Raw genomic sequence first — 26955 nt, 5'->3', positions numbered from 1 at the left:
GATTCCAAGACTTTTGGCGGTAGCCACCATCACTAAACTGCCCGTTAGTTTAATAAAAAGAGCAGATTGTAACGCCTGCTCAACAATGCGTGATATTCAACTACCGTGTCCCGTTAGCTCAAATATATCTTGCTTAGAGAGACTCGATTCCCCATTCTTTATATAAGTCGTTAAGCTCATGTGATGTCTTTGTAACAAAACTCTTAACCACATCTTCTTTTAAATAAATTGGGGTAATCTGGGGTTCATTGTCCTTATTGCGTAGCCACTGTAGTTTTATATCTCGGTATTGGCTTACTTCAATTTGAGTTAACAATGGTTCGATACTATAAGCATTTCCTACATAGTGCTTGTTGAGAACGGCTTCAGCCCATTCTTTTCTCCTAATTAAACTTACCTCACACTTAGCTAAGGGTGAAATCCTGCGAATTCATGAGCCTGAGTGAGAAAACTAAATCATATTGAGGGAGCTTAATGAGGCCACGACAGTCTAATACTTTATTTTCTCAGTCTACAATTTTATTTTCTTTGGATTCATGGTAAAATCAAGCGCCTTGGCGGCTTACAGGTTTATACCTACGGGCGCGAGGGCGCTTGTTTGTGGTGTGTACACATACGCTAAATACATACCACGGGTTATTTAAGCTTCAAAGCAAGGATCCCCAGATACTCCTTGAGAGCTGTTCCAGTAGTAGCCATGGCTCCGGCAGACGGGGAGAGCTTGGCGGCATATAGTGAAAGGTTTTCACTTGCCAGATAGTCCGTCGGATAAGGTACAGCCTGCATGCCTGCACGCTGAAATTCCAGCGCCGCACGTGGCATATGGAAGGCAGAGGTCACCAAAATGGGTTTGGTGAACTGATGCTGCTTTAAAATTTGGGACGTATACACGGCATTTTGCTGCGTGTTCAGGGAACGGTTTTCGATCAGAATATCCTTTGCCGGAATACCAAGCCCCAGAAGCTGTCTTTGGGCAATATTCGCTTCGTTGCCACTGTCGCCAAATACCTGTCCACCAGAAAACAGAATAGGTAAGCCCGTTGCTTCGTGCAACCGTGCCGCAGTGAGCAGCCGATTGGCCGCTGAACCCAGCAGATTACCTTGTCCGTTGATGTCGGGTGTTCCCTCTGTAGCTCCGCCGCCAAGCACAACGATGACATCGCCTTGAACGGTACAAGGCTGTGGATACTGTTTTTCCAGACTGCTGATTAGCAAATCTCCGGCCCAATGGGTAGAGGAACCATACAGCAGCAGTGTGACAACGAGTAGAATGACAGCAGGCTTACGTGCACGCTTCCACAGCCAGATCACAAGCCCTGTCATCACGAGGAGAAACAAACCGGGAGGCAGCACGAAGCTGTATAAAAATTTGATGCTATAAATCAAGTGCAGACATCCTCCTATCCTTTAATCTCTATTTTACTTTTGGGTTTGGTATATTGTAACACAGGCAAATGACAGGATTCCTCTGTCTGGAGTTGTGCTTTCCAATGCATATTTTTTGTTTGATAAAGTTGTCCTATAGGAGTAAAATATAAGGTCTAGTCATTTTTTCATAGAGGAGCGAAAGCAGCATGGGAGAGTTAACGACAGCCAAGCGGATCATGATGATCGCGCTGTTGGTTGTATTGTGGGGCATATCTTGGCCCATCTATAAAGTAGCGTTGCAGTTTACACCTCCACTTTTGTTTGCAGGGTTGCGCACGTTGCTGGGAGGTCTGCTGTTAGGAGCGATTTTACTGCCGAGATGGAAACGTATCCGTTGGAAAGAGAACTGGCGGGTCTATGCTATTTCGAGTATTTTTAACGTGGTACTGTTTTATGGTCTGCAAACGGTAGGGCTGATGTACGTACCGTCCGGCCTGTTTTCTGTGCTGGTGTATCTCCAGCCTGTATTGGTCGGCATTTTTGCATGGATGTGGCTGGGTGAAGCGATGTCCGGGCTTAAGGTGACTGGATTGGTCATCGGATTTCTGGGTGTCGCGGCTGTAAGTGTTGGAGGGTTTTCGGGACATGTGGCTGTGGCAGGTGTAGTTATCGCTATTATTACAGCCGTGAGCTGGGCATTGGGTACCGTCTATGTGAAAAAGGTAAACCAGCGCGTGGATTCGCTGTGGCTGGTCGCATTTCAATGTACGCTGGGAGGCATCGTGTTGACAGGAGCCGGAACGGTGACGGAAAGCTGGTCAGACATCGTATGGAATGTTCCTTATGTGTCCGGGCTGGTGTTCGGTATCGTGTTGGGCATTTCGCTGTCTTGGCTGCTGTATTTCACACTGGTGAACTCGGGGGATGCGAGCAAAGTCGCGTCTTATACGTTTTTGGTGCCTGTTATTTCGGTGTTTGTCAGCTCTTTGGTGCTGCACGAAGCGATTACGGCCTTCTTGCTGATCGGTCTGGTATTAATCGGGCTTAGCATTTATTTGGTGAATCGTAGAAAGAGAGTAGTACAGCAAGCTTGATCCTGCTTCAAAATGTCAAACGGTTCAGGGAAGATGGCATCAAGTTTATCAGTCAGAAGAAAAATGACGGTGAACTGTGCTTCGAGCTACATGATAGTGAAGGGCAACCTCAAACGGTTAATTATGCTTTATAAGTGGGGTTTGGGCGTCTACCAGGCGCCTTAGATCTCACAATACTTCACAAATATCCGAATTGTTCACTCTTGAGGACACTCCTTTGTTCATGAAGTACGCAAGGCTTCACTTTTCATTTTGAATGCGCTTACATAATATAAGGTCATACGACGGCGGTACTGCAAAACATGCTGTTGGTAACGTATACAGATGGGGAGTGACTCACATTGAATCAGCCTGTGCCTAAGAGTTCTGCTATGCTCACGACAGATTCCCGCCTGAACGGGAGGAGGCTGGCGAGCGGCAGGAAAAATGGATTTTTCCATGAACTGCTCCGTAATCGGATATTATTTTTAATGCTGCTGCCGACCTTGATCTTTTTCTTCATTAACTCTTACATTCCTATGGTGGGTATCTATTATGCATTTACCCAGTTTGACTTCAATACCAGCTTGTTCGATGCCCAGTTTGTCGGACTTCAGAATTTTCAATTTCTATGGCAATCCGGCACGCTGACGAAATTGACGTTGAATACGGTCGGATACAACGCAGCGTTTATTTTATTTGGCAACGTGTTAGCGATTGTTCTCGCGATTTTGCTGAATGAGCTGCGGGGGCGTTACTTTAAAAAGATCGCTCAATCTGTGATGTTCCTGCCTTATTTTGTTTCTTTCGTTATTCTAAGCGTTATTGTGTATAACATATTTAATTATGATAACGGCTTTCTGAATACGCTGCTGCTGCAAATCGGCGGTGAACGTGTGGATGTATACAACAAACCGTGGGTATGGATTTTCCTGATTATCCTGTTCTACCTGTGGAAAAATCTCGGCTACAGTATGGTGATTTATTTGGCGGCCATTACAGGCATTAGTGACGAGTATTATGAGGCGGCGAAAATGGACGGGGCCAACATTTTTCAACGGATCTGGTACATTACCGTGCCTATGCTCAAATCGACGTTCGTTGTGCTGCTGCTGTTCGCGCTCGGCAGTATTATGAAGGGACAGTTCGATCTCTTCTATCAATTAATTGGCAACAATGGGGTGCTGTACAATACGACGGATATTTTGGACACGTATGTGTACCGTTCACTGAAAGTAACCTTTGATGTTGGTATGGCTTCGGCGGCAGGCGTGTACCAGTCCTTGTTCGGCTTTATACTGATCATGACTGTGAACTATATTATCCGCAAGCTGAACGATGAATATGCTCTGTTCTAGAAAGGAGGACCTAAACGGATGGCGATCAAAGAGGATGTATACACCCGAATTTTTCAATCTCTTTCTTATGTGATAATCATTATTGCTTCTATTGCTTGTTTGCTACCATTTCTACTTATTATTTCGGCATCATTGACCAGTAACGAGTCGATTATCAGAGATGGATATCATTTTATTCCACAGGAATTTTCGCTGGAAGGATACCGGACGGTGTTCACCTTTCCTGAAGAGGTACTAAGGGCGTATGGGGTGACCATTTTTACAACCGTAGTAGGTACGGCACTGGGCCTGTTCCTGATGACGATGGCGGGATATGTGCTGGCGCGTAAAGATTTTAAATACCGGAACGCATTCTCGTTCTATATTTACTTTACAACGTTGTTCGGGGGCGGATTGGTACCCTGGTATATTATGCTGACGAAGTATTTAGGACTGCTCGACACGTATACGGTGCTTATTTTCCCGGGGCTGATGACTCCGTTCCTGATCATTTTGATGAAAAACTTCATTCGTTCGTCCATGCCGGAAGAGCTGTTTGAGTCTGCCAAAATGGACGGTGCGGGTGATTTTAAAATCTACTATCGGATTGTGCTGCCTTTGTCTACGCCGGGCATTGCCACCGTGGGCTTGTTTCTGGCCTTGGCATACTGGAATGACTGGTTCTCGTCTTCACTCTTTATTAATGATCCACATAAATACCAGCTGCAATATTATCTGTATAATGTAATCAACTCGATGCAATTTATCGCGCAAATGGGGGCAGGTACCGGCGTTTCACTCTCCAACGATATGCCGACCGAATCGACCAAAATGGCAATGGCAATCGTGGTCACCGGGCCGATTTTACTGCTGTACCCGTTCATTCAGCGTTATTTCGTCAAGGGCTTGACCATTGGTGCTGTTAAAGGCTAAAGTAGGCATTCATCAGCTAAGATGGCATGACGTGCTGACGTTATGCCATTCTGAAAGCATATTTTGTAAGCGTTTTATTTAAGGGGCTAGTAACGTTCGTTTCCTACAAATTTTAAAGGCGCGGCTGAGTACAGGCGAATGATTTTCGTCCACTCTCCAGGCTTTTAAAAGATAGATGGCTTTAAACCAGCAACCACTTCAAAAGGAGGATTCACATGACATTTACAAAGAAAAGAAAGCAACGCATGTCCATCCTGATTGCAGTTATGGTCATCATGGCGCTATTAGCCGGGTGTGGAGGCGGTGGCGGAAACAGCGCACAAAAATCAGATGGAACGGATGACAAATCCCAGAAGGTACAGCTGCAATTTTATATGCTGGGTGATGCTCCTAAGGATCTGCCTGCCGTTGAAGCAGAAATTAATAAATTGGCGGAGAAGGATTTGAATGCCACCGTCAAATTCAACTATACGACGTGGACGGACTGGGATCAGAAGTATAAGCTGCTGCTCTCTTCAGGCCAGCCGATTGACCTGATCTTCACTGCAGATTGGACGCAGTATCAGGCGTATGCCAAGAAAGGTGCATTCCTGCCGCTTGATGATCTGCTGCCGAAGGCCGCACCTGCCTTGCAAAAATTTGTGCCTCAGGAGATGTGGGATGGCGTTAAAATTGGAGGCAAAATCTACACCGTGCCTGGCACATACAAGGAGTATGTAACCAATGGATTTGTATGGCGTGAGGATTTGCGCGAGAAGTACAACCTGCCCAAACCTACGGATATAAAGAGCTATGAGGCTTATATGGATGGTATCCGTCAGCATGAGCCTAATATGAAACCGGTCTCTCTGAACAGCGATATTAAAGGGAACCTGCATGACCGCTATTCCGAATTGGTAACCAAGAGTATAGGGGCTTTGCCTTATGGCATCGGTATTAAATATGATAAACCAACAGAGGTTTATAAATATTGGGGTTCAGATGAGCAAAAAGAAGAACTGAGCATATACAAACGCTGGGCCGACAAAGGATTTATTCCTAAAAACGTACTGAATGTAAAGGATACGCTTCAGGATCAGGTGACTTCCGGTAAAGCAGCGAGTATTTTCGGTGACAATCCAACCCGATTTAATGACATGGTCATTAAGCTCAAAGCTTCTCACCCGGACTGGAAGCTGGATTACTATCCATTCCCGCTGACAACGGGGTTTGCAACTCCAGTTCATCCGATTCATAACGGCTTTGCGATTCCGAAAAGCAGTCCTAACCCTGCACGCGCATTAGCCTTTTATGAAAAGCTTGTCACAGACAAACGTTATAACCTGCTCACGCAATACGGAATTGAAGGCAAAAACTATGAAGTCAAAGACGGTTACTATCAAATGATAGGTACCAGCAGCACGAACGGCTTTTCACGGGAAGGTATGAATAGCTGGGCTTGGCGTAACCCGGAATACATGCTGTTTGATTCAGGCTTTGACCGGGTGAAGAAGATTTTTGCTGAGCTCGATAAAATCCAGAAGCCTGACGTGTTTACCGGCTTTGCAGAGGATTATACGATCTATCAAGCCGAAAAAGCGGCTTTGGAGCAGGTTGAGAAGCAATATCTGTATCCGCTCCAAGCTGGACTGATTGATAATATGGATCAAGGACTACAGACCTTCTTGCAAAAGGCAAACCAGGCTGGCCTGGAGAAAATCCAGACGGAATATACCAAGCAATGGGAAGCCTACGTGAAGGACAAGGGTATTAAGTAATTGGGCAGGCAAAGAGATTTTAGACAATTGGGATAAAAAGAAAAAGCAAGTCTCCAGGAAGTTGGAGGCTTGCTTTTTTAATGTCAGTCTACCTTACTGCGCATTAGCTTTAGAACGACGAAAATCTGTGGGCGTCACACCCAGACTACGCTTGAACATGCGGTGAAAATAAGAGCTGCTCGCAAATCCGGTTTGTTCTGCCACGTCAGCTACCGACCAGTCGGTTTGCTCCAGCAGCTCGCAGGCTTTGCGAATGCGTAGCTGTTGAATCACATCTACGATGGTAGACATGGTTTGTTGCTTGTATAGTCTGCTGACATAGATCGGTGACATATCCAGCTCTCCAGCGATCTGGTTGAGGCAAAAATTCGGATCAGCATAGGCTTGCTCTATTCGCTCATTCATTTGCCGTACTAGCCGCTCTTGTTTCGTGTTTCGTTTTTCCAATAGGTTGGAGCGGACATGATCAAAGACCAATTGATATTGCTCGATAAGCTCCTTGACTGTCTCCAACTGATCTGCGGATGGCAATTCAGGTATAGATTCGGCAGCAAATCCATTACGCTCACTCATATGCTGAATGGCATGATTCACACTCATCATCAGCCGGGATATGGCCACCTGCACGACGGAAAACGAATATTTTTCCATATGCATCAGCAAGTCCTTGAACATGCCATGAGCTTCCTCCGTATGACCAGATAACAGCGTGTCAAGCAATTTTTTCTCCTTATCCGACGGATATACGTAGGCATTTTGAATATTTGAGTCCATTGTGTTCTGCGCATCAATAATACAGCCGTGCCCTTGAAAAAATCGGTGCATGGACGCTTCCTGTACCTGACGGTACAACAAATGCAGCCGTTCCGGCTGGCTTGCGACGGCACTATAGGTCAGAGATACACTTAACTTCAAGTATTCAAAGCAAGCTTCACGTATTTGGCGCAATAAGGTTTCCAGCAGCACGGTATCCGTATGCTCCGCAGGATCAAGAATGTTGAGCAGCAAGAGGACGCTGTCTTCGTCGATATCCACGGCTTCCACCTGGTACGTCTGCCCGCATATTTCAGAAGCAATATTCATCATGGCAAACTTATAGGGCAGCAGGTCAGGACCGCGTTCGCTTTGCCACCGGGCATATTCATCTATACGCAGCAGCACCAGCCGATAGTCTTTATCGAAATGGAATTTAATACCAAGTTCAAGCAACCGCTCCGGTTTCTCTCTGGCAGGAAGCAATTGAACCCCCCGAATAATATTCTGTAAAATGTTTTGCCGGATCGTATACATGCTGTTTCGTTTCTCTGATTCGAGTGAATTCATATGGACAACGATCTGCCCAATGGGGGTATACAGCATTCTGGACAGCAGCCAGGAGGCCACGAACCCTGCCAATGCAATGACGGCGGCAATGAACAGCATCGCATTACGGATCACACTCGCCATTTTGATAACGCTTTCATACGGAGTGACACTAATATACTGCCAACCCAATCCGTCCTGGGAGGTATAAGAAATGAGTGATCTTTTACTGTGAAAATCTTCTACAAAATATCCTGTTTCCTGTTTTTTGACTCGGGTGTGCAGCCATAGCTGTTCTTTTTCATTCAATGGTTCGTCTGCCAGTGTCGCGCCGGATAAAAGTCTGCCTTGATCGTCCAAAATATAAGCCGTTCCGCCTGATGCCGGATTCGTCGCCATTTCCTTGTTCATCCAAGTCGCAGATACATTGACGATCACAGCCGAATTCATCGCTTCGTTCGAGTTGATTGCGTCGTAGCATAAATACGTATAGGCGGCGATGTCTGTGCTGGCTTGATCTGCTCCGGCCACGGAGTCTGACGCAGATAGCAAAGGATAGGTGCGTGGAATAGGTGTAAATGGCTTATAATCCTCATAATGATCCAGTACGCGTATAATATCCGTGTCAACCAGTTCACTTTTGCTATATAACCCGTTTTGCCCCCGTGAGGAAGCAATGTAGAAGTTGGCGCTTTGCGGATTATACACATAGATGGATTCAATGTACGGCATAGAATTGAGATAATTGCTCAACTCAGACATGGCAGCGGTTACATCATATACATTGGGTTTAGGATAATACAACAACTTGGACAGGGTGCTGCTACGGTACATTTGGAAGGCCAACGATTGGGAGATAGATGTCATGTTAATGACCTCTCTGCTTCTCAGTGCCAGACTGCTATGATTGGCTTCGAATGCTTGCTCCTTCTCCACCCGAATATAATAAAAATAATACACCGTGGTAGATATCAGCAACGTCAGCGTAATACATAACGTGATACTGATCATCAATTTGCTGTGAAGCCTGTGATGCTTTTTGAAATTGCTCATGTGGGCAGGCCTCCTGTCTATGTGTATATAGCCAAAATACACCCTAATATGTATTCATTATACGTGCCTTCTTGTGAACAGGACAGTGAACAAACTAATTTTTTTATGAAAAATAATGACTTTTTCGTAAAAAGGCCAGGAACCCGACACGCAAAATCGCTTGCGCCGGTTCCCAGCCTGGGATTACATAAAGCCTGTCACGAATTGGACAGCACATGGGTAGGAAGCGCCCATTTGTGCCTGACAGGACTCAAGCTGTGAGAAGATACTACAATCAGTCAGGGAATTGCACGTTACCTTTGACAATATAGGCATCGCCCGTTCCATTTTCTGCTAGAGCCGAGAGGTTATCGTTCAGCACCACACCGCGAATGTCTGTAATCCGGATTTTAAGAGGCTGGTTCCCTAAGTTAGTACCTAGAAAGTGGTTGTAGTCCTGTTTTTCGAGATTGAGCCACTGTCCGTTCTGTTGGACTTCCAGCTTCAAGACAGGATATTTATGATTGCGTACCTGAATAGCTGCCCACCACCGGCTGCTGCCTTCTTTAATGCGGTAGGAGACGTTTCCAGTAACTGGAGCTTTGACGACTTTCCATGAGATATTGATTTTTCCGTCAATTGGGTTGCCAATTTGGTTAAAAGCATTCGGGGACAGGTCAAGCGCACCACTTGGACCTTCAGGATAAAGATCGGTTACATAGACGGTTGTTTTCCCTTTGGGGCCTTGGACTTCCAGATATGCTCCTGCCAATGCGGCTTTGATTCCGTTATAATTCAGTTGTGTGAGGTTAAGAGCCGTAATTTTTGCATCGGAAGCGATTGGATCAAGCAGCAGTGCTCCTCCTGAGTAGCCAGATCCGGTATAAGTGGCATACCCCGTGTATGTATCATTCCAAGCAGCGGAAGCGGGGAGAGCGAACAAAACAAGACTTAGCAATGATGCCAGACCAACCGTTTTGAATTTGCGAATTGCTGAACTCTTTTGCATAATTATTTCCTCCTTGTTCTTTTAATAGATTCATATAGTAAATATAAACACTATATTACATAATATTTCAAATAGTACAATAGGATTTTGAGGCAAAAAGAAAATATTTCAAAATTTTGTCAACATGCTTCTAGGCCTTATTGCGTGTTTTTATGGTAATTGCTGAACTGTGCTTTTTATCGCAGATGTCCGCTCGATCTGATGGTAGTATCAGGAAGATGCATGATAACAGAGAGCAGAGATGACTGGAGAACGATTAACACAGAGGAGGGGTTTACGTATGGGGAGGAACATCTTTTATGTACCGCCAGTGAATTTGATGGGGATTGGATGTCTTAGAGATTTGGGACCGATGTTGCAAGAGAAAGGATTTATGAAAGCGCTTATCGTGACGGATAAATGGCTGCGTCGAAATGGGATTACCGACCGGGTTATTGCTGTTTTGGAGCAACATGGAATTCCATATATCGTGTATGAGGGTGTGCAACCTAACCCTACCTGTGACAATGTTCACGAAGGAGTCAAGGTGTTTCAGGATAACGGATGTGATGTTCTCGTCTCGGTAGGTGGCGGGTCGCCTCAGGATGCGGCCAAAGCCATTGGCATCATTGTCACCAATGGAGGACATATTTCAGAATATGAAGGCGTTCACAAATCCAAACGACCGTCCGTTCCTATTGTGGCAGTGAATACAACGGCGGGTACCTCCAGCGAGGTCACCATTAACTATGTCATTACGGATGAGAAGCGTAAGGTCAAAATGGTCATGGTTGATAAAAACAGTCTCGCTTCCATCTCTGTAAATGACCCCGAATTAATGATGGGTAAGCCAGCCGAATTAACTGCTGCGACAGGTATGGATGCGCTTACTCATGCGATTGAGGCGCTGGTTACCCCGGGAGCTTATCCGGTCACCGATGCCACTGCCTTGGCTGCTGTCGAGCTGATATTCCGTTATTTGCCTGATGCTGTGGAGAACGGTCAAAATATTGAGGCTCGGGAAAAGCTTGTGTATGCTGTTTTTCTGGGAGGGATGGCTTTCAACAATGCGGGGTTGGGATATGTGCATGCGATGGCTCATCAGCTTGGAGGTGTGTACGATCTTCCCCATGGGGTGTGTAATGCGATGCTACTGCCCTATGTACAGGAGGCCAATGCGAAGCATGTTCCTCGTAAATTCAGACCTATCGCTCAAGCGATTGGATTCTCGGTCAGAGGGCGAACGGATGAGGAGTGTGCTGAATTTGTCGTGGATGCCATCCGAGGGTTGGCACAGGAGGTCGGAATCCCGAAACGCTTGTCTGAGTTGGGAGTAACGGACCCGGACCTGAATCTGTTAGCCGACAATGCGATGAAGGATGCGTGTGCGCCCGGTAATCCGTTTCAGCCAACCAAAGACGAAGTGATCTCACTGTTCCAAAAAATACTCTAAGGCAGGATTTTTAACTGGGACTTTTGGACGATATCCCTTAATAGAATAAGCGAACTATTGTTCTCCTTTTGTTTGTCGTATACAATCGAATCATGCTGATTCAAATAGAGTGATGTCGAACTTTGTTGTATGCTGCAACGAAAGGATGTTATGCACCATGATGGGAAGAGCCCATTTGATTATTGGAACCGGGGTCTCCCTGTCGGTATTAGCCTTGAACGGATATGAAGTGACTCCGGCTGCGGTGGCTGCCGCTGTAGTCGGTTCACTGCTGCCGGATATTGACGAGCCTAACTCCATGCTCGTGAGTCGTGCGTTGCCTACCAAAATGCTCAGACTCGTGCAGCTCCTGATGATTGGGGCTGCGGGGTGGGTATTTTTCACCGGTCTGGCTCCGCCGCCGTGGAATCTTGTTCTGGCTTTACTGATGATCAGCGCTTCCTTTATGCCTTCACGATCGATGCGAAAGGTTATTATCTTTTTGATTGGGGTTGGCTTAGCCTGGTATGGGGAAGCATATGCGCCATGGAATTACATTGCCGGCTGCCTGCTGATTATCTGTACGCTTGTCCCACACCGGGGATTGACGCATACGGTGTACGGAACAGTTGCATGGGCTGCGTTGCTGTGCGGTACAACTCGTCTGCACGGTGACAGCATATGGCTGGCTGGTGGTTTGGCGTATCTGCTGCATTTGTTGGCAGATTCCTTGACGAATAACGGGATTAAACCTTTGCCACCGTTCAAATGGAAGCTGCGATTTAGGCTGATGAGTACTGGAACACGCAAAGGGACGCAGGTAGAGAATATCTGCATTGCCTTGACCGCTGCACTTGTTATTATCGCTTTACTTCGCTATAAGCATTTGATATGAAGCGCTCTATGTTGTAGCTCTATTAAATCAAAAAAACAGTCAAAACATGTATAACGTGTTTTGACTGTTTTTAATAGATTGTACTTTTCTGAGAATACCTTAAGCTCTCTCAATAATCGTATTCAGTGTCGTACGATCCAGGTTTTGTACCAGCTTGATGATCAGTTCTTTGGCTGCATCGTAATCGTCGGTGTGAATAATAGACGAGGAAGTGTGGATGTATCGTCCGCAAATGCCAATGACGGTGGAGGGCACTCCAATTCCGCTTAAATGGACCTGACCTGCATCGGTCCCACCTGTGGAGATGAAATATTGATACTTGATCTTGTGCGTTTCTGCCATATCCTGCACGTATTCCACAATCCCGCGATGTGTAATCATACCCGGATCAAATACCCGCAGCAGCGCGCCTTTACCCAAATGCCCGTAAGCGTTCGGATCACCACCCATATCGTTGGCCGCACTGCAATCCAGTGCAAAGAAAACGTCCGGTTGAATCAGGTTGGCTGCCGTGCGTGCGCCGCGCAATCCTACTTCCTCCTGAACGGTAGCTCCCGCATACAGCGTATTAGGCAGTTTGTCCTTTTCCTTATGTAACGCTTCAAGCAGTTCAATAGCCAAGCCTACACCATAGCGGTTATCCCACGCTTTAGCCATGATTTTTTTCGGATTCGCCAGTGGAGTAAAATCACAAATCGGTGCAATGGCTGTTCCCGGCACGATACCCAGCTCTTGCGCCTCCTGACGGCTGTCCACGCCGATATCCAAATACATATGCTTAATGTCCATGGGCTTGCTACGTTGTGATTCATCCAGCAAATGGGGCGATACTGAGCCAACGACACCCATAATCGGCCCATTCGGAGTCAGCACCTGAAGACGTTGTGACATGATGGCCTGACTCCACCAGCCTCCAACGGGCTGAAAGCGGATCATACCATTTTCCGTAATGCCATTGACGATAAATCCGACTTCATCCAGATGGCCCGCGACCATAACACGCGGGCCGTTCTCTTCACCGCGCAGCACGCCGAAAAGGCTACCTAAACGATCTTGCACGATTTCGTCCGTATAGCCGGATATCCGTTCTTTAACCCATGCCCGCAGCTCTCGCTCATGCCCGGGAATGGATGGAAACTCCGTTAAGGTTTTAAACAGTTCTAATGTTTTTGATTCCATGATGTTATACCTCACTCCTTATTAATTAACCAGTGGTCGTCATCCATTCAGTATGAATGGATTTGTACGGAATGTCCACGATATCATTTTCCTGACATAACAATTCCCCATAAAGCTAATAATGATAAGGACACAATAAATCCGAACCGCCAAGTGCGGAACTTACGAACAAGGGGTGGTGAATGATGCCAGCTAAATCAGGGCAAAGCGGTTTTCGTACCAATACGCCGCCGCTGTCCATAAATGAGAAGGACTATCAAAGTATGTCCAAAAAGCACGAACCTTCCAGAAAGGTTTTTGCCAACTGTGTGCGGGCTTTTCTGGTTGGAGGCGGCATCTGTGTGATTGGTCAGGCCATTCAGGAAGCCTTCATGGCAGGGATGCACATTTCGGCCAAGGAGGCGGCACCGCCGACCTCATCCATGATGATCCTGCTGGCAGTCATATTGACCTGCTTTGGGGTGTACGACAAGTTTGCCCAATGGGCGGGAGCAGGAACCGCTGTACCGATTACAGGCTTTGCCAACTCGATGTGTTCGGCTGCACTGGAGCATCGTTCTGAGGGGCTGGTGCTCGGTGTAGGCGCAAATATGTTCAAGCTGGCAGGGTCGGTTATCGTATTCGGGGTTGTTGCCGCATTCGTTGTGGGCGTCATCTACGCCTTTCTTGGAGTAGGGGGCAACCATTTATGAGAAGACAGGGAGGACAAACCTGGAAGTTTGAATCCAGACCGCGTATCGTTGGAAGTGCAACTGTTGTTGGCCCGGATGAAGGAGAGGGGCCGTTGTCCACGGATTTTGACTACATTTATGACAATCTCGAAATTAACGAAAAAACATGGGAAAAAGCGGAACGCAGATTGTTCGAGCACTCTACTGAGCTGGCGTTAATCAATGCCAATTTGAACAAAGAGGAAGTACAGTTTTTTATCAGTGGCGATTTGATGAACCAGATTATCAGTAGCTCCTTTTCGGCACGTAAGCTCGCGATTCCTTATTTGGGTATTTTCGGGGCCTGCTCTACGTCGATGGAAAGTCTGGCATTAGCTGCGCTTATTGTGGATTCAGAGGCGGGCGACTATGTGATGGCGGGTACGACCAGCCATAACTGTACTGTGGAAAAGCAGTTCCGATATCCTACGGAATACGGAGCACAGAAGCCGCCAACGGCCCAGTATACTGTCACCGGCTCAGGCACCGTAGTGGTGGGACATGCCAAAACAGGTACGGTGGTGGATTGCGCTACCATTGGACGTGTCACGGATATGGGCATTAAAGACCCGTTTAACATGGGCGGGGCGATGGCTCCGGCGGCGGCAGATACCTTGTTGTCCCATTTTCGGGATACAGGCCGGGACCCTGGCTATTATGACCTCATTGTAACGGGGGATTTGGCCTCAGTAGGCTTGCCGATTACCAAGGAGCTGCTAAAAAAGCAAAATATTGATGTGAGTCAGACGGAATTTAACGATTGCGGTTTACTTATTTACGACCTGAACAAGCAAAAGCAAGTCATTGCAGGCGGCAGTGGTGCCGGATGCTCGGCTGTTGTAACCTACGGGCATTTGTTAAAACGGCTCGAAAAGGGAGAACTTCAGAAGGTACTGGTCGTGGCGACCGGGGCCTTGTTGTCTCCTTTGTCGACACAACAAGGGGAAAGTATTCCTTGTATTGCGCATGCAGTAGCTTTGGAAGCGGGAGGATCAATATGATATATCTATGGGCTTTTTTAGTCGGCGGTGCCATTTGCGTCGTGGGTCAGTTGATGATGGATGTCATTAAAATGACCCCGGCACATACGATGAGCACGTTGGTGGTGGCAGGTGCGATTGCGGATGCTGTCGGCATATATGATCCGCTAATCAAATTTGCAGGCGCGGGTGCGACCATTCCAATTACAAGTTTTGGAAACTCACTGGTACACGGCGCATTGACCGAACTGGAAAAGGATGGATGGCTTGGTGTCATTACAGGGATTTTTAGTCTGACAAGTGCAGGGATTTCCTCGGCGATTATTTTTTCCTTTTTGGCGGCCTTGGTCGTGCGCCCCAAAGGATAACCACATAAAAGCAACACATTACAGATTAAAACATACATTTGAACAAGCATAAAAAATCAGCCCTTCCGATCTGAATGACCGGAGGGCTTTTTATGTGCCTGCATACAAAATGTTGCCAAACTGTAGCACTGGCTCGAACATCTGGACAAGGACTCAAGTGTACTCTATGCCCTCCTTCATGTACAATAATAGGAAACATGTTGCTATCTAGGAGGTTTACAGGCTATGCCCGTGCGTCAAGAATCTGTGCAGATTGTATCTGCAATCCGAGCTAATTTGGAATCATGCATATTAGGTAAATCCTTTGAAATAAAATTACTGCTAACGACTATGCTGGCGGGTGGGCACATTCTGATCGAGGACGTTCCGGGTACGGGAAAAACGCAAATGATCAAGGCTCTTGCCAAATCCATGCGCGGTGATTACCGCCGTGTTCAATGTAATCCTGATATTCTCCCCAGTGATATTACAGGGGTTTCCATATTTCATCCACGGGATGAGCGCTTTTATTTTCGTCCAGGTCCTGTAATGACCCATATTTTATTGGCAGACGAAATTAACCGGGCCACGACGAAAACCCAATCGGCTTTGCTGGAAGTGATGGAGGAGCGCAGTGTAACCGTGGATGGAGAAACGCATATGCTGCCTCATCCTTTTATGCTGTGTGCTACGCAAAATCCGATTGATTTTGAAGGGACTTATATGCTGCCGGAAGCGCAGCTTGATCGTTTTATGCTCAAAATCAGTGTCGGCTATCCTGATATGGAGACTGAGCGGCACATGCTGCTTCGTCATCAGGAGGGGCAGCCGGCAGATCGACTGGAGCCGGTAGCGCATATGGAACAGATAGCCGCAATCCAGCAGGAAATCAGAAAAATGTACATGGACGAGGCAGTTACGTCCTATTTACTTGATATCGTACGTGCGACCAGAGAGCACCCATCAGTACTGCTGGGAGCCAGTCCGCGGGCGGCGCTTGCTTTTGTGATGGCCACCAAGGCGTACGCTTTTCTGGAAAATCGGGATTACGTTCTCCCTGATGATGTGAAAATATTGGCACCTTATGTGCTGGCGCATCGTTTACTGCTTCGTCCCGAGGCGCGAATTGACAGCTCCAACGCCCAGTCTGTCCTTCAGGCTGTCCTTCGGCAGGTGAACGTACCCGTGCGAATGGAGCGTCCGTAGGGAATGAAGAAAGTCAAAAGGAAGCGCAGGCTCCTTCGGCTGTCAGGCCGCATCTGGCTTCTGATGGCCATATGGGTGGTATGTCTGCTATATCTGTTGTTTCAGGGTGGAAAGACGTCAGTGATGCTATTGTCGATGGTTACGTTGTTAGGCATTTATTTATGGATTGTCGGGTTGAGCGGGGTACGCCGTGTTCGGGGTTCCAGGCAGCTTTCGCAAGGCTCAGAGTTCGGGGATCTACTGCATGCGGGAGATCAGGTGCATGTAAAGCTGAGCTTGAGCCTTCCAGGCTTTCTTCCACTGCCATATATTATTGTTCGCGAGGTGCTCAAGCGTCATACAGGCGAATCCTGGTCATTTGAGGACAGTGTTGTCCCCAGCATGAAAGGAAGCGGACAGCTTGCCTTCCAGACTCCTGCGTTGGAGCGGGGAAGCTATTATTTCGCACAAACGGAGTGTGTGAGCGAGGATATCTTCGGCTTGTTGGAGCATAAAGGCATGTTAAACGCACCTGGTGAATTTCGGGTACTGCCCCGCACAGTATTCATTCCCTATTGGCAGTTAAATGACCGTCGCTCGCGGATGTCCGGGCCACAGACCGTCCAGACTCGAACACGCCGCGAAACGACACAAATTAACGGAGTGCGGGATTATGTATATGGGGACCGTTTTTCACGTATCCATTGGAATGCGACCGCACGTACAGGCAGCTGGAAATCCAAGGAATTTGAGCATGAGACGGTTCCGAAAACGATGCTTGTACTGGACATACACACGAAGCATTATGTAAATGCCGATCAGTTTGAACTGGCCATATCCTCAATTGCTTCATTGCTGGAGTATGGAGGACGGGAGCGGATGGGAGTAGGTCTTTGTACGGCAGGGGAAACAGGTACTGTTTTTCAGCCCAGTGAGCAGATGATGGAACGGCAACGAATGATGCATCATTTGGTAGATATACACACTACCTCCCAAGGCAGTCTTATGGCCGCTGTAGAAAGCGGTGTTCGGCAATTTCCACAAGGCTGCTATTTTGTGCTGATTAGTCCGTTAAAGGATCATCAGGCGTTGGAGCTTCTCCGTTGGGCTGATACACGGGGGATGACCCCGAGCCACATCTATATCGGAGAAGGCTCAAGTGAGGGACAGGCAGAAGAATGGATGGGCATGCTTCGTACAAGAGGCATTCAGGGTTATCATGTTCCGAGTCTTGAAGAGCTTCCAGCTGTAATGGGGGGAGGGACGCTATGAAGAACTGGCTACAATCTCTGAAGGGCTTCTGGGCTGCGGCTTTTACATTTTTATGGATTATTATTATTGCCATGCAATGGGTGTCCTTTGCTTCAGTGCTGTGGCTTGAAGAGACAAGAACACTTGTATTGGCGACGGTTACGATGCTGGCCCTGGTGAAAATTTTGCTGCCGCTTCGGCCTTGGATTGAATTTATCGTCAAAGCGGCGACGTTATTTTTTATTTTGTACCGGACGCTCGTGTCCTACTCGATTATTATTCCTTTCGGGGGTTTTGCAAACCGTCTGGATCAATTTATATCGAATATGTCTCCGTATATCTGGTTTTCACTGATCGCTTGGCTTGTTATTGAGATGTTACCACTCATCGTTACGACGAAGCAGCGCATTCTGGTTTTTGTGGGTATTAATATTGCCGCGCTGGCAGTACTTGACTCGTTCACACCAACCGTGCTGTGGGAAGAAGTCGCATGGATGGTCTTTGCGGGTATGGGTTGGCTGGTGACTCAGCATTTACAGTTTTTTCGGCAGCACTATCCTCAAGGCTGGAAGCACATTCGCCGTTACCCGTACAAAATTGCAGCCAATATTGCGGTCATTTTTGCTTTGATTATTATGGCTGGCGTGAATATGCCGGAGATAGAGCCGACCTTAACTGATCCTTATACAGCATGGACCCAGCGAAATAGCTCATCTACCGTTGGTATTAACAATGGAGCCGGGGCTATGAATCAGCGGATGAGTACGGCATCGGGCTATAGTAGGCAGGACAATCTGTTGGGCGGGGGATTTAATTTTGATTATTCTCCGGTGATGACGATCACGACCAACCAGCGAAGCTACTGGCGAGGCGAGACGAAGCGAACGTATTCCGGTACGGGCTGGAGTGATGCAGACAACGATGACCAAACGCTGAACGATGTGCCAATGACGGCAGAGCTGGAAAATACACAAGAAACACGGCATTCGACCGAGCAGGTCGTTCAGACCATTACAATGCAAAATGATCAGAGCTATCCGGTTTTGTTCGGCGCGTATTCGGTACATCGTGTTCAATCGGTGGACAGAGACTCGCGGGCAGATGGATTGCGTTGGAAACCGGAACAGGCAGAACTGCTTTGGAGTCCATCCTCCAGAAGAACTGCCTATCCGAAAACATATACTCTGTTGTCGCATGTACCTGTAATCCCGGAGAAAGAGCTGCGCAAGAAAACGTTTAATGAGCTGTATGGAAAGAACAAGCAGGCAGTCTATTTGCAAATCCCGAATGAGCTGCCGAAGCGAGTGCGTGATTTGGCTCAAAATGTAACATCATCAGCCAAGACGCCTTATGAAAAGGTCGGACTGCTACAGCAATATTTACAGCGAAATTATGCATATACGAACAACCCGGATCTTTCCCGCAAAAGAAGCAAGGATTTTGTGGATGCTTTTCTGTTCGAGATTAGGGAAGGCTATTGCGATTATTATTCCACTTCGCTGGTTATGATGGCCCGCTCCGTTGGTGTTCCGGCACGGTGGGTCAAAGGATATGCACCTGGTCAGCAAACATTTTCGGATGATGCTACGACCAGCGATGGTAACGAAAATATGTCTTCCTATTCCGTTACCAACGCGGATGCTCATTCCTGGGCCGAAGTGTATCTGGGTGAATACGGCTGGGTTCCTGTAGAAGCCACACCGGGCTTTGATATGCCGTTGCTTACGGAGCAGGAGGATTCGAAAACGCCTGATACTCCAGAAGTGAAAGATCAGCCTGAGCCGGAACAGTCTGCGCAGACAGCGCAGGTCAATTCAGAGGAAGGCACGAAGATTCATCCGGTAATCATAGCGGCGGCAGTGGCTGTTATCGTACTGTGGGGCGCTTATATCGTATGGCGTAATCGGGCAGATATTCATTTTTATCTGCTTCGTCTGCGTAAAGGAAAGCCATTGACCCCGGAGGAAAAGGTGATCGTCGAAACCGAGCGCTGGCTACGGTACATGCGGAGTAAGGGGTTTGCACGTACTAGCCACGAGACGCTGAGGGAATCGGTCGGCAGATGGTCAGTTGAATCACCGGAACGCGCTTCAATTCTGCATCTGCTGCTGGAGCTGTTTGAACAAGCGCGCTACAGTCCTTCCTCGGTAACTGCCGAGGATTGGCGCAAGGTCCGCCAGCAAGCGGCCCTGTTGCATAAGAAGGGTTAGTCCAGACGACAAACTGAACGAAAGGGCTAAACCATTTTTATTCGGCTCGAATGCTGCCGATTTATAATCTTCTTCATATGCTTTGTAAAAAGCTGTCCGTTTGTTGCGGATAGCTTTTTACTAACCCATATTAATATGGTATAGTTTGTCGTATGAAACTGAGGTGACCGACGTTGTTTGAAATGCTGATGCCCAAATTACGGGTGAATACCGTCTTTGATATTGATCTTGAAGGCTTGTATGCTCAAGGATATCGCGGCATTATTACGGATTTGGATAATACGCTGGTTGGTGCAAAAGCGCCGAATGCGACTCCCGAGCTGGTGGCCTGGTTTGAGAAGGTCAAACAGGCGGGTTTTAAGCTTGTCATCGTGTCCAACAATAATATGGGACGTGTATCCGTGTTCGCTACGCCTTTGGACATTGAATTTATACATGCTGCACGGAAGCCTTCCAACTCGTCTTTTCGCAGAGCCATCCGTATGATGGGACTTACTCCGGAAGAGACTATTATGGTCGGGGACCAAATGTTGACAGATGTATTGGGTGGCAACCGACTGGGATTGCACACGGTGCTGGTGCTGCCAATATCCATCCATGATGAAGGAATCATGACCCGCTTTAATCGGCGGCTGGAGCGAATCGCGCTCACAAGGTTACGTAAGAAAGGCTTATGGCTTGAGGAGGAAAAGAAGAATGACTGAAAGACCTGACGGCGGAACTGCCGTCAAATGTAGTGGCTGCGGTATAACGATGCAGACCACCAGCCCGGAGCTGCCGGGATATATTCTGGAAAAACTGCTTACACGAGAGCCTGTCATTTGCCAGCGCTGTTTTCGGATTAAAAACTATAATGAAACGTCTTCGGTAGCCGTGGATCAGGATGAGTTCCTGAAACTGCTTAGCCAGATTGGGGATAAGGACGCGCTCGTCATCCACATTGTGGATATTTTTGACTTTGAAGGTAGTCTGATTTCCAGCTTACAACGTTTTGTAGGCTCTAATCCGGTTGTACTGGCTGTGAACAAGACGGATTTGTTGCCTAAGGTAACGAACTGGAACAAGGTCCTGAATTGGGTACAAAAACAGGCTAAGGAGCAAGGACTTCGCACGGCTGATATCGTTCTGTGCTCGGCCAAAAAAAATCAAGGCTTTGATCGTCTGCTGGATGTGGTGTCCGAGTTGCGCGGCAATCGGGATGTGTATGTAGTCGGTGCAACAAATGTTGGTAAATCCACGCTCATTAACCGCTTGATCCGTGATCATAGCGATATGGAGCAGGAGTTAACAACATCCCGTTACCCGGGAACGACGCTGGATATGGTGAATATTCCGCTCGACGACGGTAAGCATATTATTGATACACCGGGTATTGTGTACCCTTGGCGGTTCAGTGAAATCGTGTCCCGGCAGGATTTGAGCGCCATTATGCCGGACAAGCCGCTGAAACCAGCTGCTTATCAGTTGGACCCCGGACAAACCTTGTTTTTCGGTGGGATGGCTCGGTTTGATTTTGTAGAAGGTCAACATCAATCGTTCACCTGCTACATCAACGGTGGTCTTAAAATTCATCGCACCAAGCTGGAGCGGGCGGATCAACTGTTCGAAGATCATGCCGGAGAACTGTTGTCACCGCCGACACGTGATCAGTTGGCAGATATGCCGGAATGGACAAGACATGAGTTCCGCGTTCCTCGTAAATCTCAATCGGATATTTATATCTCCGGTCTGGGATGGATCAGGGTCAATAGTGAAAACGGGGCTTTGGTAGCGGTTCATGCTCCTCGGGGAATCCGTGTCCTTCTACGGCCTTCGTTGATTTAACGAATGTTGAACCATGTGATCGGGCGGCAAGGAACAGATTCAGGTTCCTGCCGCCGTTCATGTATTTGTGCAGCCTAATATTTTGCAACATGGGGGAGAACGACGATGAGCAGCGGGGAGTCTGGAGTGACCGAACAAGGTCTTGTATTATTGGGCGTATTGGGTGATCCGATCAAGCACTCCAAATCGCCTCTCATGCATAAAGTAGCTTTAAAGGCAGCGGGGATAGCGGGAGATTTTGTTCCTCTTCACGTCAAGCCTGATCAGCTGGAGGACGCCATGAAGGGGATTCGGGCTTTGCATTTCCGCGGAGTCAATGTGACGATTCCCCATAAGGTTGAAGTTATGAAATATTTGGATGAGATTGATGAAGGAGCCAGACTCATCGGTGCTGTCAACACGATTGTGAACGACAACGGACGTCTTAAGGGTTACAATACGGACGGGATCGGTTACGTGCGTTCCCTCAAAGAAGAGACTTCGGTCAAGCTGAAAGGCACAAGAATTGCGGTCCTCGGAGCCGGAGGTGCAGCCAGAGGTGTGATTCATGCGTTACTGGAGGAACAACCGGAATCGGTCATTATTCTGAATCGGACACGCGATAAGGCCGAGCAGCTGGCATTGGAGTGGACGACGGAAGCAATCCCTGTGACGGGCTATTCTAACGATGAAGCGGAGAGCGTGCTTGCATCGGTGGATGTGCTGATCAATACGACCTCGGTAGGAATGTCTCCTCTATCCGATGAGCTTCCGCTGAAAACGAGTCTGATTCCAGCAGGAATCATTGTGAGTGACTTGATCTACAACCCGCTGGAAACGAGATTTTTGCGCGAAAGCCGTGAACAGCGCGGCTGCACTGTACACGGAGGCTTGGGTATGTTCGTGTATCAGGGAGCAGTGGCTTTTGAGTATTTTATGGGCGTAGCCCCTGCTGTAGATGAAATGAGAGCGGCTGTGCTGAGAAGCCTGTCGTAAGTCGGATTTCACACTAAAATTATGGAATTTCCGCATGGCATATGTGGTTATGAAGGAGTTAAGTATACATGTTAACAGGTAAACAAAAAAGGTATCTGCGCTCGATGGCGCATCATCTGGACCCGGTTTTTCAAGTAGGGAAAAACGGTACGAATGAGCATCTTATGCGTCACATTAACGATGCGATTGAAAAGCGCGAGCTGATGAAGGTGCAGATTTTGAACAACTGTCTGGATGACAAGCATGAAATTGCGGAAGAACTGGCTACGGAAACAGGTTCCGAGCTTGTACAGCTCATCGGGAGCACGATTATTTTGTACAAGGAATCCCGTGATAACAAGCAAATCGAGCTGCCTAGAAGATAAACACGCGGGGAGAAGACTATGAAAATCGGTATTATGGGCGGTACATTTGACCCGATTCATATTGGACATCTGCTGGCTGGAGAAGCGGCAAGGGATGCCTATGCGCTGGACCATGTATGGTTCATGCCTTCCCATATCCCTCCGCACAAGCACCAGGCGGGGGCGAGCGGCATAGAGCGGCTGGAGATGACGAGTGAAGCGGTGGCAGGCCATCCTGCTTTTGGAGTGTTGGATATTGAGGTGCTTCGAGGTGGGGTATCTTATACTATTGACACGATCACAGAGCTTCAGGAGCTGCATCCTGCTGTAGATTTTTATTTTATTATCGGCGCAGATATGGTGAATTACTTACCCCATTGGCAGGGGATTGAGGAGCTGGCACAGCGGATTTGTTTTATCGGTGTCCGGCGTCCCGGTTTCCAGCTTGCGCTGAATGAACTACCGCATTATTTGCAGAACAAGGTGCTGCTGGCGGATATGCCGGTGGTGGATATTTCTTCGACGGATATTCGGGAACGTGTTGCGGAAGGGCGCACCATTCGCTATCTTGTGCCTGATCGTGTGCATGACTACATTACAAGGGGCGGTTTGTATGAAGTACAGCCGTGAGCAATTGATGGAGGCTGTATCCGGTCAAATGCCTGAAAAACGCTGGAAGCACACACTGGGTGTCATGCATACCTCCGTGGAGCTTGCCAAGCGGTATGGCGCGGACCCGGATAAGGCCGAATTAGCGGCTATTTTGCATGATGTAGCGAAATATTGGTCCGTTCAGCAGATGGAGGAAGTGATTCGCAGTCATCCCGAATGTGACCAAGGGCTTTTGCAGCATGACAAGCAACTGTGGCATTCTGAGGTAGGATATTGCGTTGCAGCGAGAGACTATGGGGTGGAAGACTCTGAAATACGGAATGCCATTCGCTGGCATACCTCAGGCCGTGTGGGCATGAGTTTGCTGGACAAAGTCGTGTGTCTCGCGGATTATATCGAGCCGGGACGAGATTTCCCTGAGGTAGATCATATCCGCAAACAGGCGAAAAAAAGTTTGGAGCAGGGTCTTGTCGCTGGATTTGATTCCACGATTTCACTGCTGCTGGAGAAGCAAAAGGTTATTTTTCCGCTGACGGTACTGTCGCGAAATGATCTGATCCAACAACTAAAACAGAGAAAATCGGAGGTTCATGAATGACCATAACTAATGAGAAATTAATGCAAATTACGGTTGAGGCCGCTGAAGATAAGAAGGCCATGAATATTGTAGCCCTTGACTTGCGGGGCGTATCTCTTGTAGCAGATTATTTTGTAATCTGCCACGGTAATTCGGATACTCAGGTACAGGCGATTGTGACGGAAATTCGCAAACGCGCTCATGATGAAGGTACAACAATCAAAGGGATCGAAGGAATGGATTCCGGTCGCTGGGTTCTGATGGACTTGGGAGATGTCGTAGTGCATGTATTCCATCGCGACGAGCGTGAATATTATAACATTGAAAGACTTTGGTCGGACGCTAAGGTTGTGGAGAAGGTATGAATCTGATTGCTGGTACTTATGTCACGATTATGGTAGATCGTGAGGTATCCCCATTCGGCTACTTTCTCACAGTCGGCGATCAGGATGTACTGTTGCATTATACGGAGCTGACACGTGAGGTTGAGGTTGGAGAACGGCTGGAAGTATTTATTTTTCACGATACAGAGGACCGTTTGGCCGCTACCATGAAAAAGCCATTCCTCTCGCTGGGCGAACTGGCAAAGCTTCAGGTGGCGGATGTGCATCCGCGTTTGGGTTGTTTTTTGGAAATGGGATTGGGTCGTCAATTGCTGCTGCCGATTCGCGAGTTGCCTGAGAACCGGGATTTGCACCCTCAGGTGGGCGACTACGTCTATGCTATCATGGAACATGATAAGCAGGGCAGGCTACGTGCTAAGCTGGCGGGTGAGCAGGAGTTGGCTCCATTGTCCTTCCATGCACCTGATTCATGGCTCAATACGTGGGTGCAGGCAACGGTGTACAAGCCGCTTCAGATGGGGACATTTGTTCTGGTTGACGGGGGCGTGCTTGGTTTTGGCGCGATTGGCATGATCCATTCCTCCGAACGTAACCGGATGCTTCGCTTGGGTGAAGAGGTTAAGGTACGGGTCACGCTGGTTCGTGAAGATGGTCGGGTGAATTTGGCGATGTCGCCGCGCAAGGAAGTGGGCCGTGATGAGGATGCGGATCGGCTCATTGCCTTTCTGAAGGAGCGCCCGGGTGGCGGTATGCCTTATTCCGACGCAACGCCGCCGGATATTATTAAGCAACGGTTTGGTATCAGTAAATCCGCCTTCAAGCGTGCCATGGGCAAGCTGATGAAGGAAGGAATGGTTACACAAAAAGAAAACTGGACCTACCTGGTGGAGAAAATGCCTGAACCGAAGGATGGGAATGGGGAATAAAGAATGGCTTCTTACCGGAAGTTTGCCTATGTGTATGATGAGCTGATGCAGGACATGCCGTACCCGGACTGGCTTCGTTTTGTCCGGCAGGCTTGGGATCAGCATGGTATGCCGCATACGGTGGCAGAGCTGGGTTGTGGAACGGGCTCCATTACGATTCCACTGGTTAACTCGGGCTTCGAGGTGGCTGGTATCGACTTGTCTTCAGATATGCTGGCGGTAGCCCGTCGCAAAATGGAAACGACTACGCAAGGACAGCGTTTGTTCCGTGAGGGGAGCATCCGCTGGATAGAGCAGGATATGCGGGAATGGAATTTACCGGAGCCCGTGGATTCTGTCATTTCCTTTTGCGATTGTCTGAATTATTTGCTGGAGGAAGAGGACATTGCTGCTACTTTTCGCAGAACGTATGCCGGCCTTAAGCCTGGCGGTACCTTTCTGTTCGATGTGCATCATCCACAGACGTTCGTGCGTTATGATGAGGAGCAGCCCTTTGTACTGGACGAGCGCTCCATTTCATATATCTGGACTTGTGCGTTGGACACTCCACGCTGTGAAATTGAGCATCATCTCAGCATTTTTGCGAGAGCAGAAAATGAAGGGCGTGATGTATACCAGCGGTTCGAGGAAATTCATGTGCAACGTGCCTATGATCCGGACTGGATGAAGGCGGAACTGTCCAAAGCCGGTTTTCGCGATGTGAAGGTATATGCGGACTTTGAATGGATAGAAGCAGGAGATGACGCGGCGAGATTATTTTATGTTGCTGTAAAATAATGAACCTTCATCAAGTGAATATGGAAAAAGAAAGACGCTTTTCATGCTGACATGAAGGGCGTCTTTTTCATAAGAGCTTCAAATTATATGTTTACTTTATAGTTCAGTTGAAGTTCATTACCGGGTACACCGCGAATGCCCCAATTCTGTTTCGGTGTCTCAAATATAGTAATTTCAAGATCCTGCGGGGCAATGCCTAAATCGTTAATTCTTTGGAATAGCAGCTGGATGAGGTGCTTTTTAGCCTCTGTCGTTCTGCCTTCAAACACACTAATTTCAATAATGGTGTATGCCTCTGAGCGATCGTGGGCAAATATGAAGTCTTCCTGATTCATAGGAAAAAAACGATGAAATCTTTTGTCGGCGGGATATTGGAACGCATCCACCACCGCGGAATGAATCACCTCTGAAAGCTGCTCCTTGATCGGATTCAGGGCTTCTTTTATTCCGTAAATTTTAATTTGTGCCATGTCTCATCTCACCTTTCTCATCTCAACTCATCTCAATCTGGTTCGGAGCTAATTATAAAGCATTTGCCTCCGTGTGTCATGGAGCAAACGAATGAAGTTGGTGTTTAGCACCAGATGTAGTCCTTAT

General features: G+C 47.7%; 26 protein-coding genes. 21 read left to right on the top strand and 5 right to left on the bottom strand.

Annotation, left to right across the window (positions count from 1 at the left end; genetic code table 11):
* Nucleotides 1-636: 636 nt before the first annotated feature.
* A complete protein-coding gene (locus tag ACIFQM_RS07035) occupies nucleotides 637-1386 on the bottom strand; it encodes a YdcF family protein (RefSeq protein WP_430040771.1) in 750 nt (249 codons plus the stop codon).
* A 188-nt stretch (nucleotides 1387-1574) separates the two neighbouring features.
* Here ACIFQM_RS07035 and ACIFQM_RS07030 point away from each other — a divergent pair, with 188 nt between their 5' ends.
* The 4 genes from ACIFQM_RS07030 to ACIFQM_RS07015 all read left to right on the top strand — a co-directional run bounded on the left by ACIFQM_RS07030 (nucleotide 1575) and on the right by ACIFQM_RS07015 (nucleotide 6468).
* Complete coding sequence (locus tag ACIFQM_RS07030; protein ID WP_430040772.1) at nucleotides 1575-2462, top strand: DMT family transporter; 888 nt, start codon at nucleotides 1575-1577, stop codon at nucleotides 2460-2462.
* A 341-nt stretch (nucleotides 2463-2803) separates the two neighbouring features.
* A complete protein-coding gene (locus tag ACIFQM_RS07025) occupies nucleotides 2804-3799 on the top strand; it encodes an ABC transporter permease (RefSeq protein ID WP_430065181.1) in 996 nt (331 codons plus the stop codon).
* Nucleotides 3800-3817: 18 nt separating this feature from the next.
* Nucleotides 3818-4711, top strand: coding sequence for a carbohydrate ABC transporter permease (locus ACIFQM_RS07020; protein WP_430040774.1), 894 nt, complete (start codon nucleotides 3818-3820; stop codon nucleotides 4709-4711).
* A gap of 215 nt (nucleotides 4712-4926) precedes the next feature.
* Entirely contained in the window at nucleotides 4927-6468 is a 1542-nt protein-coding gene (locus ACIFQM_RS07015; protein ID WP_430040775.1) for an extracellular solute-binding protein, read from the top strand.
* 93 nt (nucleotides 6469-6561) lie between these two features.
* On the opposite strand, the gene ACIFQM_RS07010 is transcribed toward ACIFQM_RS07015, so the two are convergent.
* Nucleotides 6562-8823, bottom strand: a complete 2262-nt coding sequence (locus ACIFQM_RS07010) for an AraC family transcriptional regulator (RefSeq protein WP_430040776.1) — start codon at nucleotides 8821-8823, stop codon at nucleotides 6562-6564.
* A gap of 274 nt (nucleotides 8824-9097) precedes the next feature.
* Nucleotides 9098-9811 (bottom strand): expansin EXLX1 family cellulose-binding protein, encoded by a 714-nt coding sequence (locus tag ACIFQM_RS07005; protein ID WP_430040777.1) that lies wholly within the window; start codon nucleotides 9809-9811, stop codon nucleotides 9098-9100.
* 280 nt (nucleotides 9812-10091) lie between these two features.
* Here ACIFQM_RS07005 and ACIFQM_RS07000 point away from each other — a divergent pair, with 280 nt between their 5' ends.
* Both ACIFQM_RS07000 and ACIFQM_RS06995 read left to right on the top strand, forming a co-directional pair.
* Nucleotides 10092-11243, top strand: coding sequence for an iron-containing alcohol dehydrogenase (locus ACIFQM_RS07000; RefSeq protein ID WP_430040778.1), 1152 nt, complete (start codon nucleotides 10092-10094; stop codon nucleotides 11241-11243).
* A 157-nt stretch (nucleotides 11244-11400) separates the two neighbouring features.
* Nucleotides 11401-12117 (top strand): metal-dependent hydrolase, encoded by a 717-nt coding sequence (locus ACIFQM_RS06995; protein ID WP_430040779.1) that lies wholly within the window; start codon nucleotides 11401-11403, stop codon nucleotides 12115-12117.
* A 99-nt stretch (nucleotides 12118-12216) separates the two neighbouring features.
* Here the strand turns inward: ACIFQM_RS06995 and ACIFQM_RS06990 are convergent, their stop codons facing one another.
* Entirely contained in the window at nucleotides 12217-13296 is a 1080-nt protein-coding gene (locus ACIFQM_RS06990) for a M42 family metallopeptidase (protein ID WP_430040780.1), read from the bottom strand.
* Nucleotides 13297-13481: 185 nt separating this feature from the next.
* Here ACIFQM_RS06990 and spoVAC point away from each other — a divergent pair, with 185 nt between their 5' ends.
* From spoVAC to ACIFQM_RS06915, 15 genes are all read left to right on the top strand, one after another.
* Nucleotides 13482-13988: a stage V sporulation protein AC gene (gene spoVAC, locus ACIFQM_RS06985; protein ID WP_430040781.1), complete on the top strand. Its 507-nt coding sequence runs from the start codon at nucleotides 13482-13484 to the stop codon at nucleotides 13986-13988.
* The gene (spoVAD, locus tag ACIFQM_RS06980) at nucleotides 13985-15007 is read left to right on the top strand and encodes a stage V sporulation protein AD (RefSeq protein ID WP_430040782.1); all 1023 of its coding nucleotides are present in this window, start codon (nucleotides 13985-13987) and stop codon (nucleotides 15005-15007) included. Before spoVAC ends, spoVAD begins: the two co-directional genes overlap by 4 nt.
* Complete coding sequence (gene spoVAE, locus ACIFQM_RS06975) at nucleotides 15004-15354, top strand: stage V sporulation protein AE (RefSeq protein ID WP_430040783.1); 351 nt, start codon at nucleotides 15004-15006, stop codon at nucleotides 15352-15354. The genes spoVAD and spoVAE overlap by 4 nt, the downstream gene beginning before the upstream one ends.
* A gap of 225 nt (nucleotides 15355-15579) precedes the next feature.
* Nucleotides 15580-16539, top strand: coding sequence for an AAA family ATPase (locus tag ACIFQM_RS06970; RefSeq protein ID WP_430040784.1), 960 nt, complete (start codon nucleotides 15580-15582; stop codon nucleotides 16537-16539).
* Nucleotides 16540-16542: 3 nt separating this feature from the next.
* Nucleotides 16543-17790: a DUF58 domain-containing protein gene (locus tag ACIFQM_RS06965; protein WP_430040785.1), complete on the top strand. Its 1248-nt coding sequence runs from the start codon at nucleotides 16543-16545 to the stop codon at nucleotides 17788-17790.
* Nucleotides 17787-19979 (top strand): transglutaminase TgpA family protein, encoded by a 2193-nt coding sequence (locus tag ACIFQM_RS06960; RefSeq protein WP_430040786.1) that lies wholly within the window; start codon nucleotides 17787-17789, stop codon nucleotides 19977-19979. The genes ACIFQM_RS06965 and ACIFQM_RS06960 overlap by 4 nt, the downstream gene beginning before the upstream one ends.
* A gap of 173 nt (nucleotides 19980-20152) precedes the next feature.
* The gene (locus tag ACIFQM_RS06955) at nucleotides 20153-20683 is read left to right on the top strand and encodes a YqeG family HAD IIIA-type phosphatase (protein ID WP_044645131.1); all 531 of its coding nucleotides are present in this window, start codon (nucleotides 20153-20155) and stop codon (nucleotides 20681-20683) included.
* Nucleotides 20676-21803 carry a ribosome biogenesis GTPase YqeH gene (gene yqeH, locus ACIFQM_RS06950; protein WP_044645130.1) on the top strand — a complete coding sequence of 376 codons (1128 nt, stop codon included), beginning with the start codon at nucleotides 20676-20678 and terminating at the stop codon, nucleotides 21801-21803. Before ACIFQM_RS06955 ends, yqeH begins: the two co-directional genes overlap by 8 nt.
* Before the next feature lie 105 nt (nucleotides 21804-21908).
* Entirely contained in the window at nucleotides 21909-22778 is an 870-nt protein-coding gene (aroE, locus tag ACIFQM_RS06945; RefSeq protein WP_430040787.1) for a shikimate dehydrogenase, read from the top strand.
* 68 nt (nucleotides 22779-22846) lie between these two features.
* Entirely contained in the window at nucleotides 22847-23143 is a 297-nt protein-coding gene (gene yhbY, locus ACIFQM_RS06940; protein WP_430040788.1) for a ribosome assembly RNA-binding protein YhbY, read from the top strand.
* Nucleotides 23144-23161: 18 nt separating this feature from the next.
* Nucleotides 23162-23752: a nicotinate-nucleotide adenylyltransferase gene (gene nadD, locus ACIFQM_RS06935; protein ID WP_430040789.1), complete on the top strand. Its 591-nt coding sequence runs from the start codon at nucleotides 23162-23164 to the stop codon at nucleotides 23750-23752.
* The gene (yqeK, locus tag ACIFQM_RS06930; protein WP_430040790.1) at nucleotides 23736-24332 is read left to right on the top strand and encodes a bis(5'-nucleosyl)-tetraphosphatase (symmetrical) YqeK; all 597 of its coding nucleotides are present in this window, start codon (nucleotides 23736-23738) and stop codon (nucleotides 24330-24332) included. The genes nadD and yqeK overlap by 17 nt, the downstream gene beginning before the upstream one ends.
* On the top strand, nucleotides 24329-24676 hold the full coding sequence (gene rsfS / locus ACIFQM_RS06925) for a ribosome silencing factor (RefSeq protein WP_025682016.1): 348 nt from the start codon (nucleotides 24329-24331) through the stop codon (nucleotides 24674-24676). Before yqeK ends, rsfS begins: the two co-directional genes overlap by 4 nt.
* A complete protein-coding gene (locus ACIFQM_RS06920; protein ID WP_430040791.1) occupies nucleotides 24673-25581 on the top strand; it encodes a CvfB family protein in 909 nt (302 codons plus the stop codon). Before rsfS ends, ACIFQM_RS06920 begins: the two co-directional genes overlap by 4 nt.
* Before the next feature lie 3 nt (nucleotides 25582-25584).
* Entirely contained in the window at nucleotides 25585-26358 is a 774-nt protein-coding gene (locus ACIFQM_RS06915) for a class I SAM-dependent DNA methyltransferase (RefSeq protein ID WP_430040792.1), read from the top strand.
* 83 nt (nucleotides 26359-26441) lie between these two features.
* Here the strand turns inward: ACIFQM_RS06915 and ACIFQM_RS06910 are convergent, their stop codons facing one another.
* A complete protein-coding gene (locus tag ACIFQM_RS06910; RefSeq protein ID WP_430040793.1) occupies nucleotides 26442-26828 on the bottom strand; it encodes a tautomerase family protein in 387 nt (128 codons plus the stop codon).
* Nucleotides 26829-26955 lie beyond the last annotated feature (127 nt).

This window comes from Paenibacillus sp. NRS-1782, from assembly GCF_050467685.1.
GTDB classification, from domain to species: domain Bacteria; phylum Bacillota; class Bacilli; order Paenibacillales; family Paenibacillaceae; genus Paenibacillus; species Paenibacillus terrae_A.
The sequence above is the reverse complement of the archived record's forward strand: the minus strand, read 5'-3'. Positions and strand labels throughout refer to the sequence as shown.

Excerpts from the sequence above, each read along its gene's own strand:
- ACIFQM_RS07030 (WP_430040772.1), top strand. The coding sequence starts at position 1,575 with ATGGGAGAGTTAACGACAGCCAAGCGGATCATGATGATCGCGCTGTTG.
- ACIFQM_RS07020 (WP_430040774.1), top strand. The coding sequence starts at position 3,818 with ATGGCGATCAAAGAGGATGTATACACCCGAATTTTTCAATCTCTTTCT.
- ACIFQM_RS07015 (WP_430040775.1), top strand. The coding sequence starts at position 4,927 with ATGACATTTACAAAGAAAAGAAAGCAACGCATGTCCATCCTGATTGCA.
- ACIFQM_RS07010 (WP_430040776.1), bottom strand. The coding sequence starts at position 8,823 with ATGAGCAATTTCAAAAAGCATCACAGGCTTCACAGCAAATTGATGATC.
- ACIFQM_RS07005 (WP_430040777.1), bottom strand. The coding sequence starts at position 9,811 with ATGCAAAAGAGTTCAGCAATTCGCAAATTCAAAACGGTTGGTCTGGCA.
- ACIFQM_RS07000 (WP_430040778.1), top strand. The coding sequence starts at position 10,092 with ATGGGGAGGAACATCTTTTATGTACCGCCAGTGAATTTGATGGGGATT.
- ACIFQM_RS06995 (WP_430040779.1), top strand. The coding sequence starts at position 11,401 with ATGATGGGAAGAGCCCATTTGATTATTGGAACCGGGGTCTCCCTGTCG.
- ACIFQM_RS06990 (WP_430040780.1), bottom strand. The coding sequence starts at position 13,296 with ATGGAATCAAAAACATTAGAACTGTTTAAAACCTTAACGGAGTTTCCA.
- spoVAC (WP_430040781.1), top strand. The coding sequence starts at position 13,482 with ATGCCAGCTAAATCAGGGCAAAGCGGTTTTCGTACCAATACGCCGCCG.
- spoVAD (WP_430040782.1), top strand. The coding sequence starts at position 13,985 with ATGAGAAGACAGGGAGGACAAACCTGGAAGTTTGAATCCAGACCGCGT.
- spoVAE (WP_430040783.1), top strand. The coding sequence starts at position 15,004 with ATGATATATCTATGGGCTTTTTTAGTCGGCGGTGCCATTTGCGTCGTG.
- ACIFQM_RS06970 (WP_430040784.1), top strand. The coding sequence starts at position 15,580 with ATGCCCGTGCGTCAAGAATCTGTGCAGATTGTATCTGCAATCCGAGCT.
- ACIFQM_RS06965 (WP_430040785.1), top strand. The coding sequence starts at position 16,543 with ATGAAGAAAGTCAAAAGGAAGCGCAGGCTCCTTCGGCTGTCAGGCCGC.
- ACIFQM_RS06960 (WP_430040786.1), top strand. The coding sequence starts at position 17,787 with ATGAAGAACTGGCTACAATCTCTGAAGGGCTTCTGGGCTGCGGCTTTT.
- yqeH (WP_044645130.1), top strand. The coding sequence starts at position 20,676 with ATGACTGAAAGACCTGACGGCGGAACTGCCGTCAAATGTAGTGGCTGC.
- aroE (WP_430040787.1), top strand. The coding sequence starts at position 21,909 with ATGAGCAGCGGGGAGTCTGGAGTGACCGAACAAGGTCTTGTATTATTG.
- yhbY (WP_430040788.1), top strand. The coding sequence starts at position 22,847 with ATGTTAACAGGTAAACAAAAAAGGTATCTGCGCTCGATGGCGCATCAT.
- nadD (WP_430040789.1), top strand. The coding sequence starts at position 23,162 with ATGAAAATCGGTATTATGGGCGGTACATTTGACCCGATTCATATTGGA.
- yqeK (WP_430040790.1), top strand. The coding sequence starts at position 23,736 with ATGAAGTACAGCCGTGAGCAATTGATGGAGGCTGTATCCGGTCAAATG.
- rsfS (WP_025682016.1), top strand. The coding sequence starts at position 24,329 with ATGACCATAACTAATGAGAAATTAATGCAAATTACGGTTGAGGCCGCT.
- ACIFQM_RS06920 (WP_430040791.1), top strand. The coding sequence starts at position 24,673 with ATGAATCTGATTGCTGGTACTTATGTCACGATTATGGTAGATCGTGAG.
- ACIFQM_RS06915 (WP_430040792.1), top strand. The coding sequence starts at position 25,585 with ATGGCTTCTTACCGGAAGTTTGCCTATGTGTATGATGAGCTGATGCAG.
- ACIFQM_RS06910 (WP_430040793.1), bottom strand. The coding sequence starts at position 26,828 with ATGGCACAAATTAAAATTTACGGAATAAAAGAAGCCCTGAATCCGATC.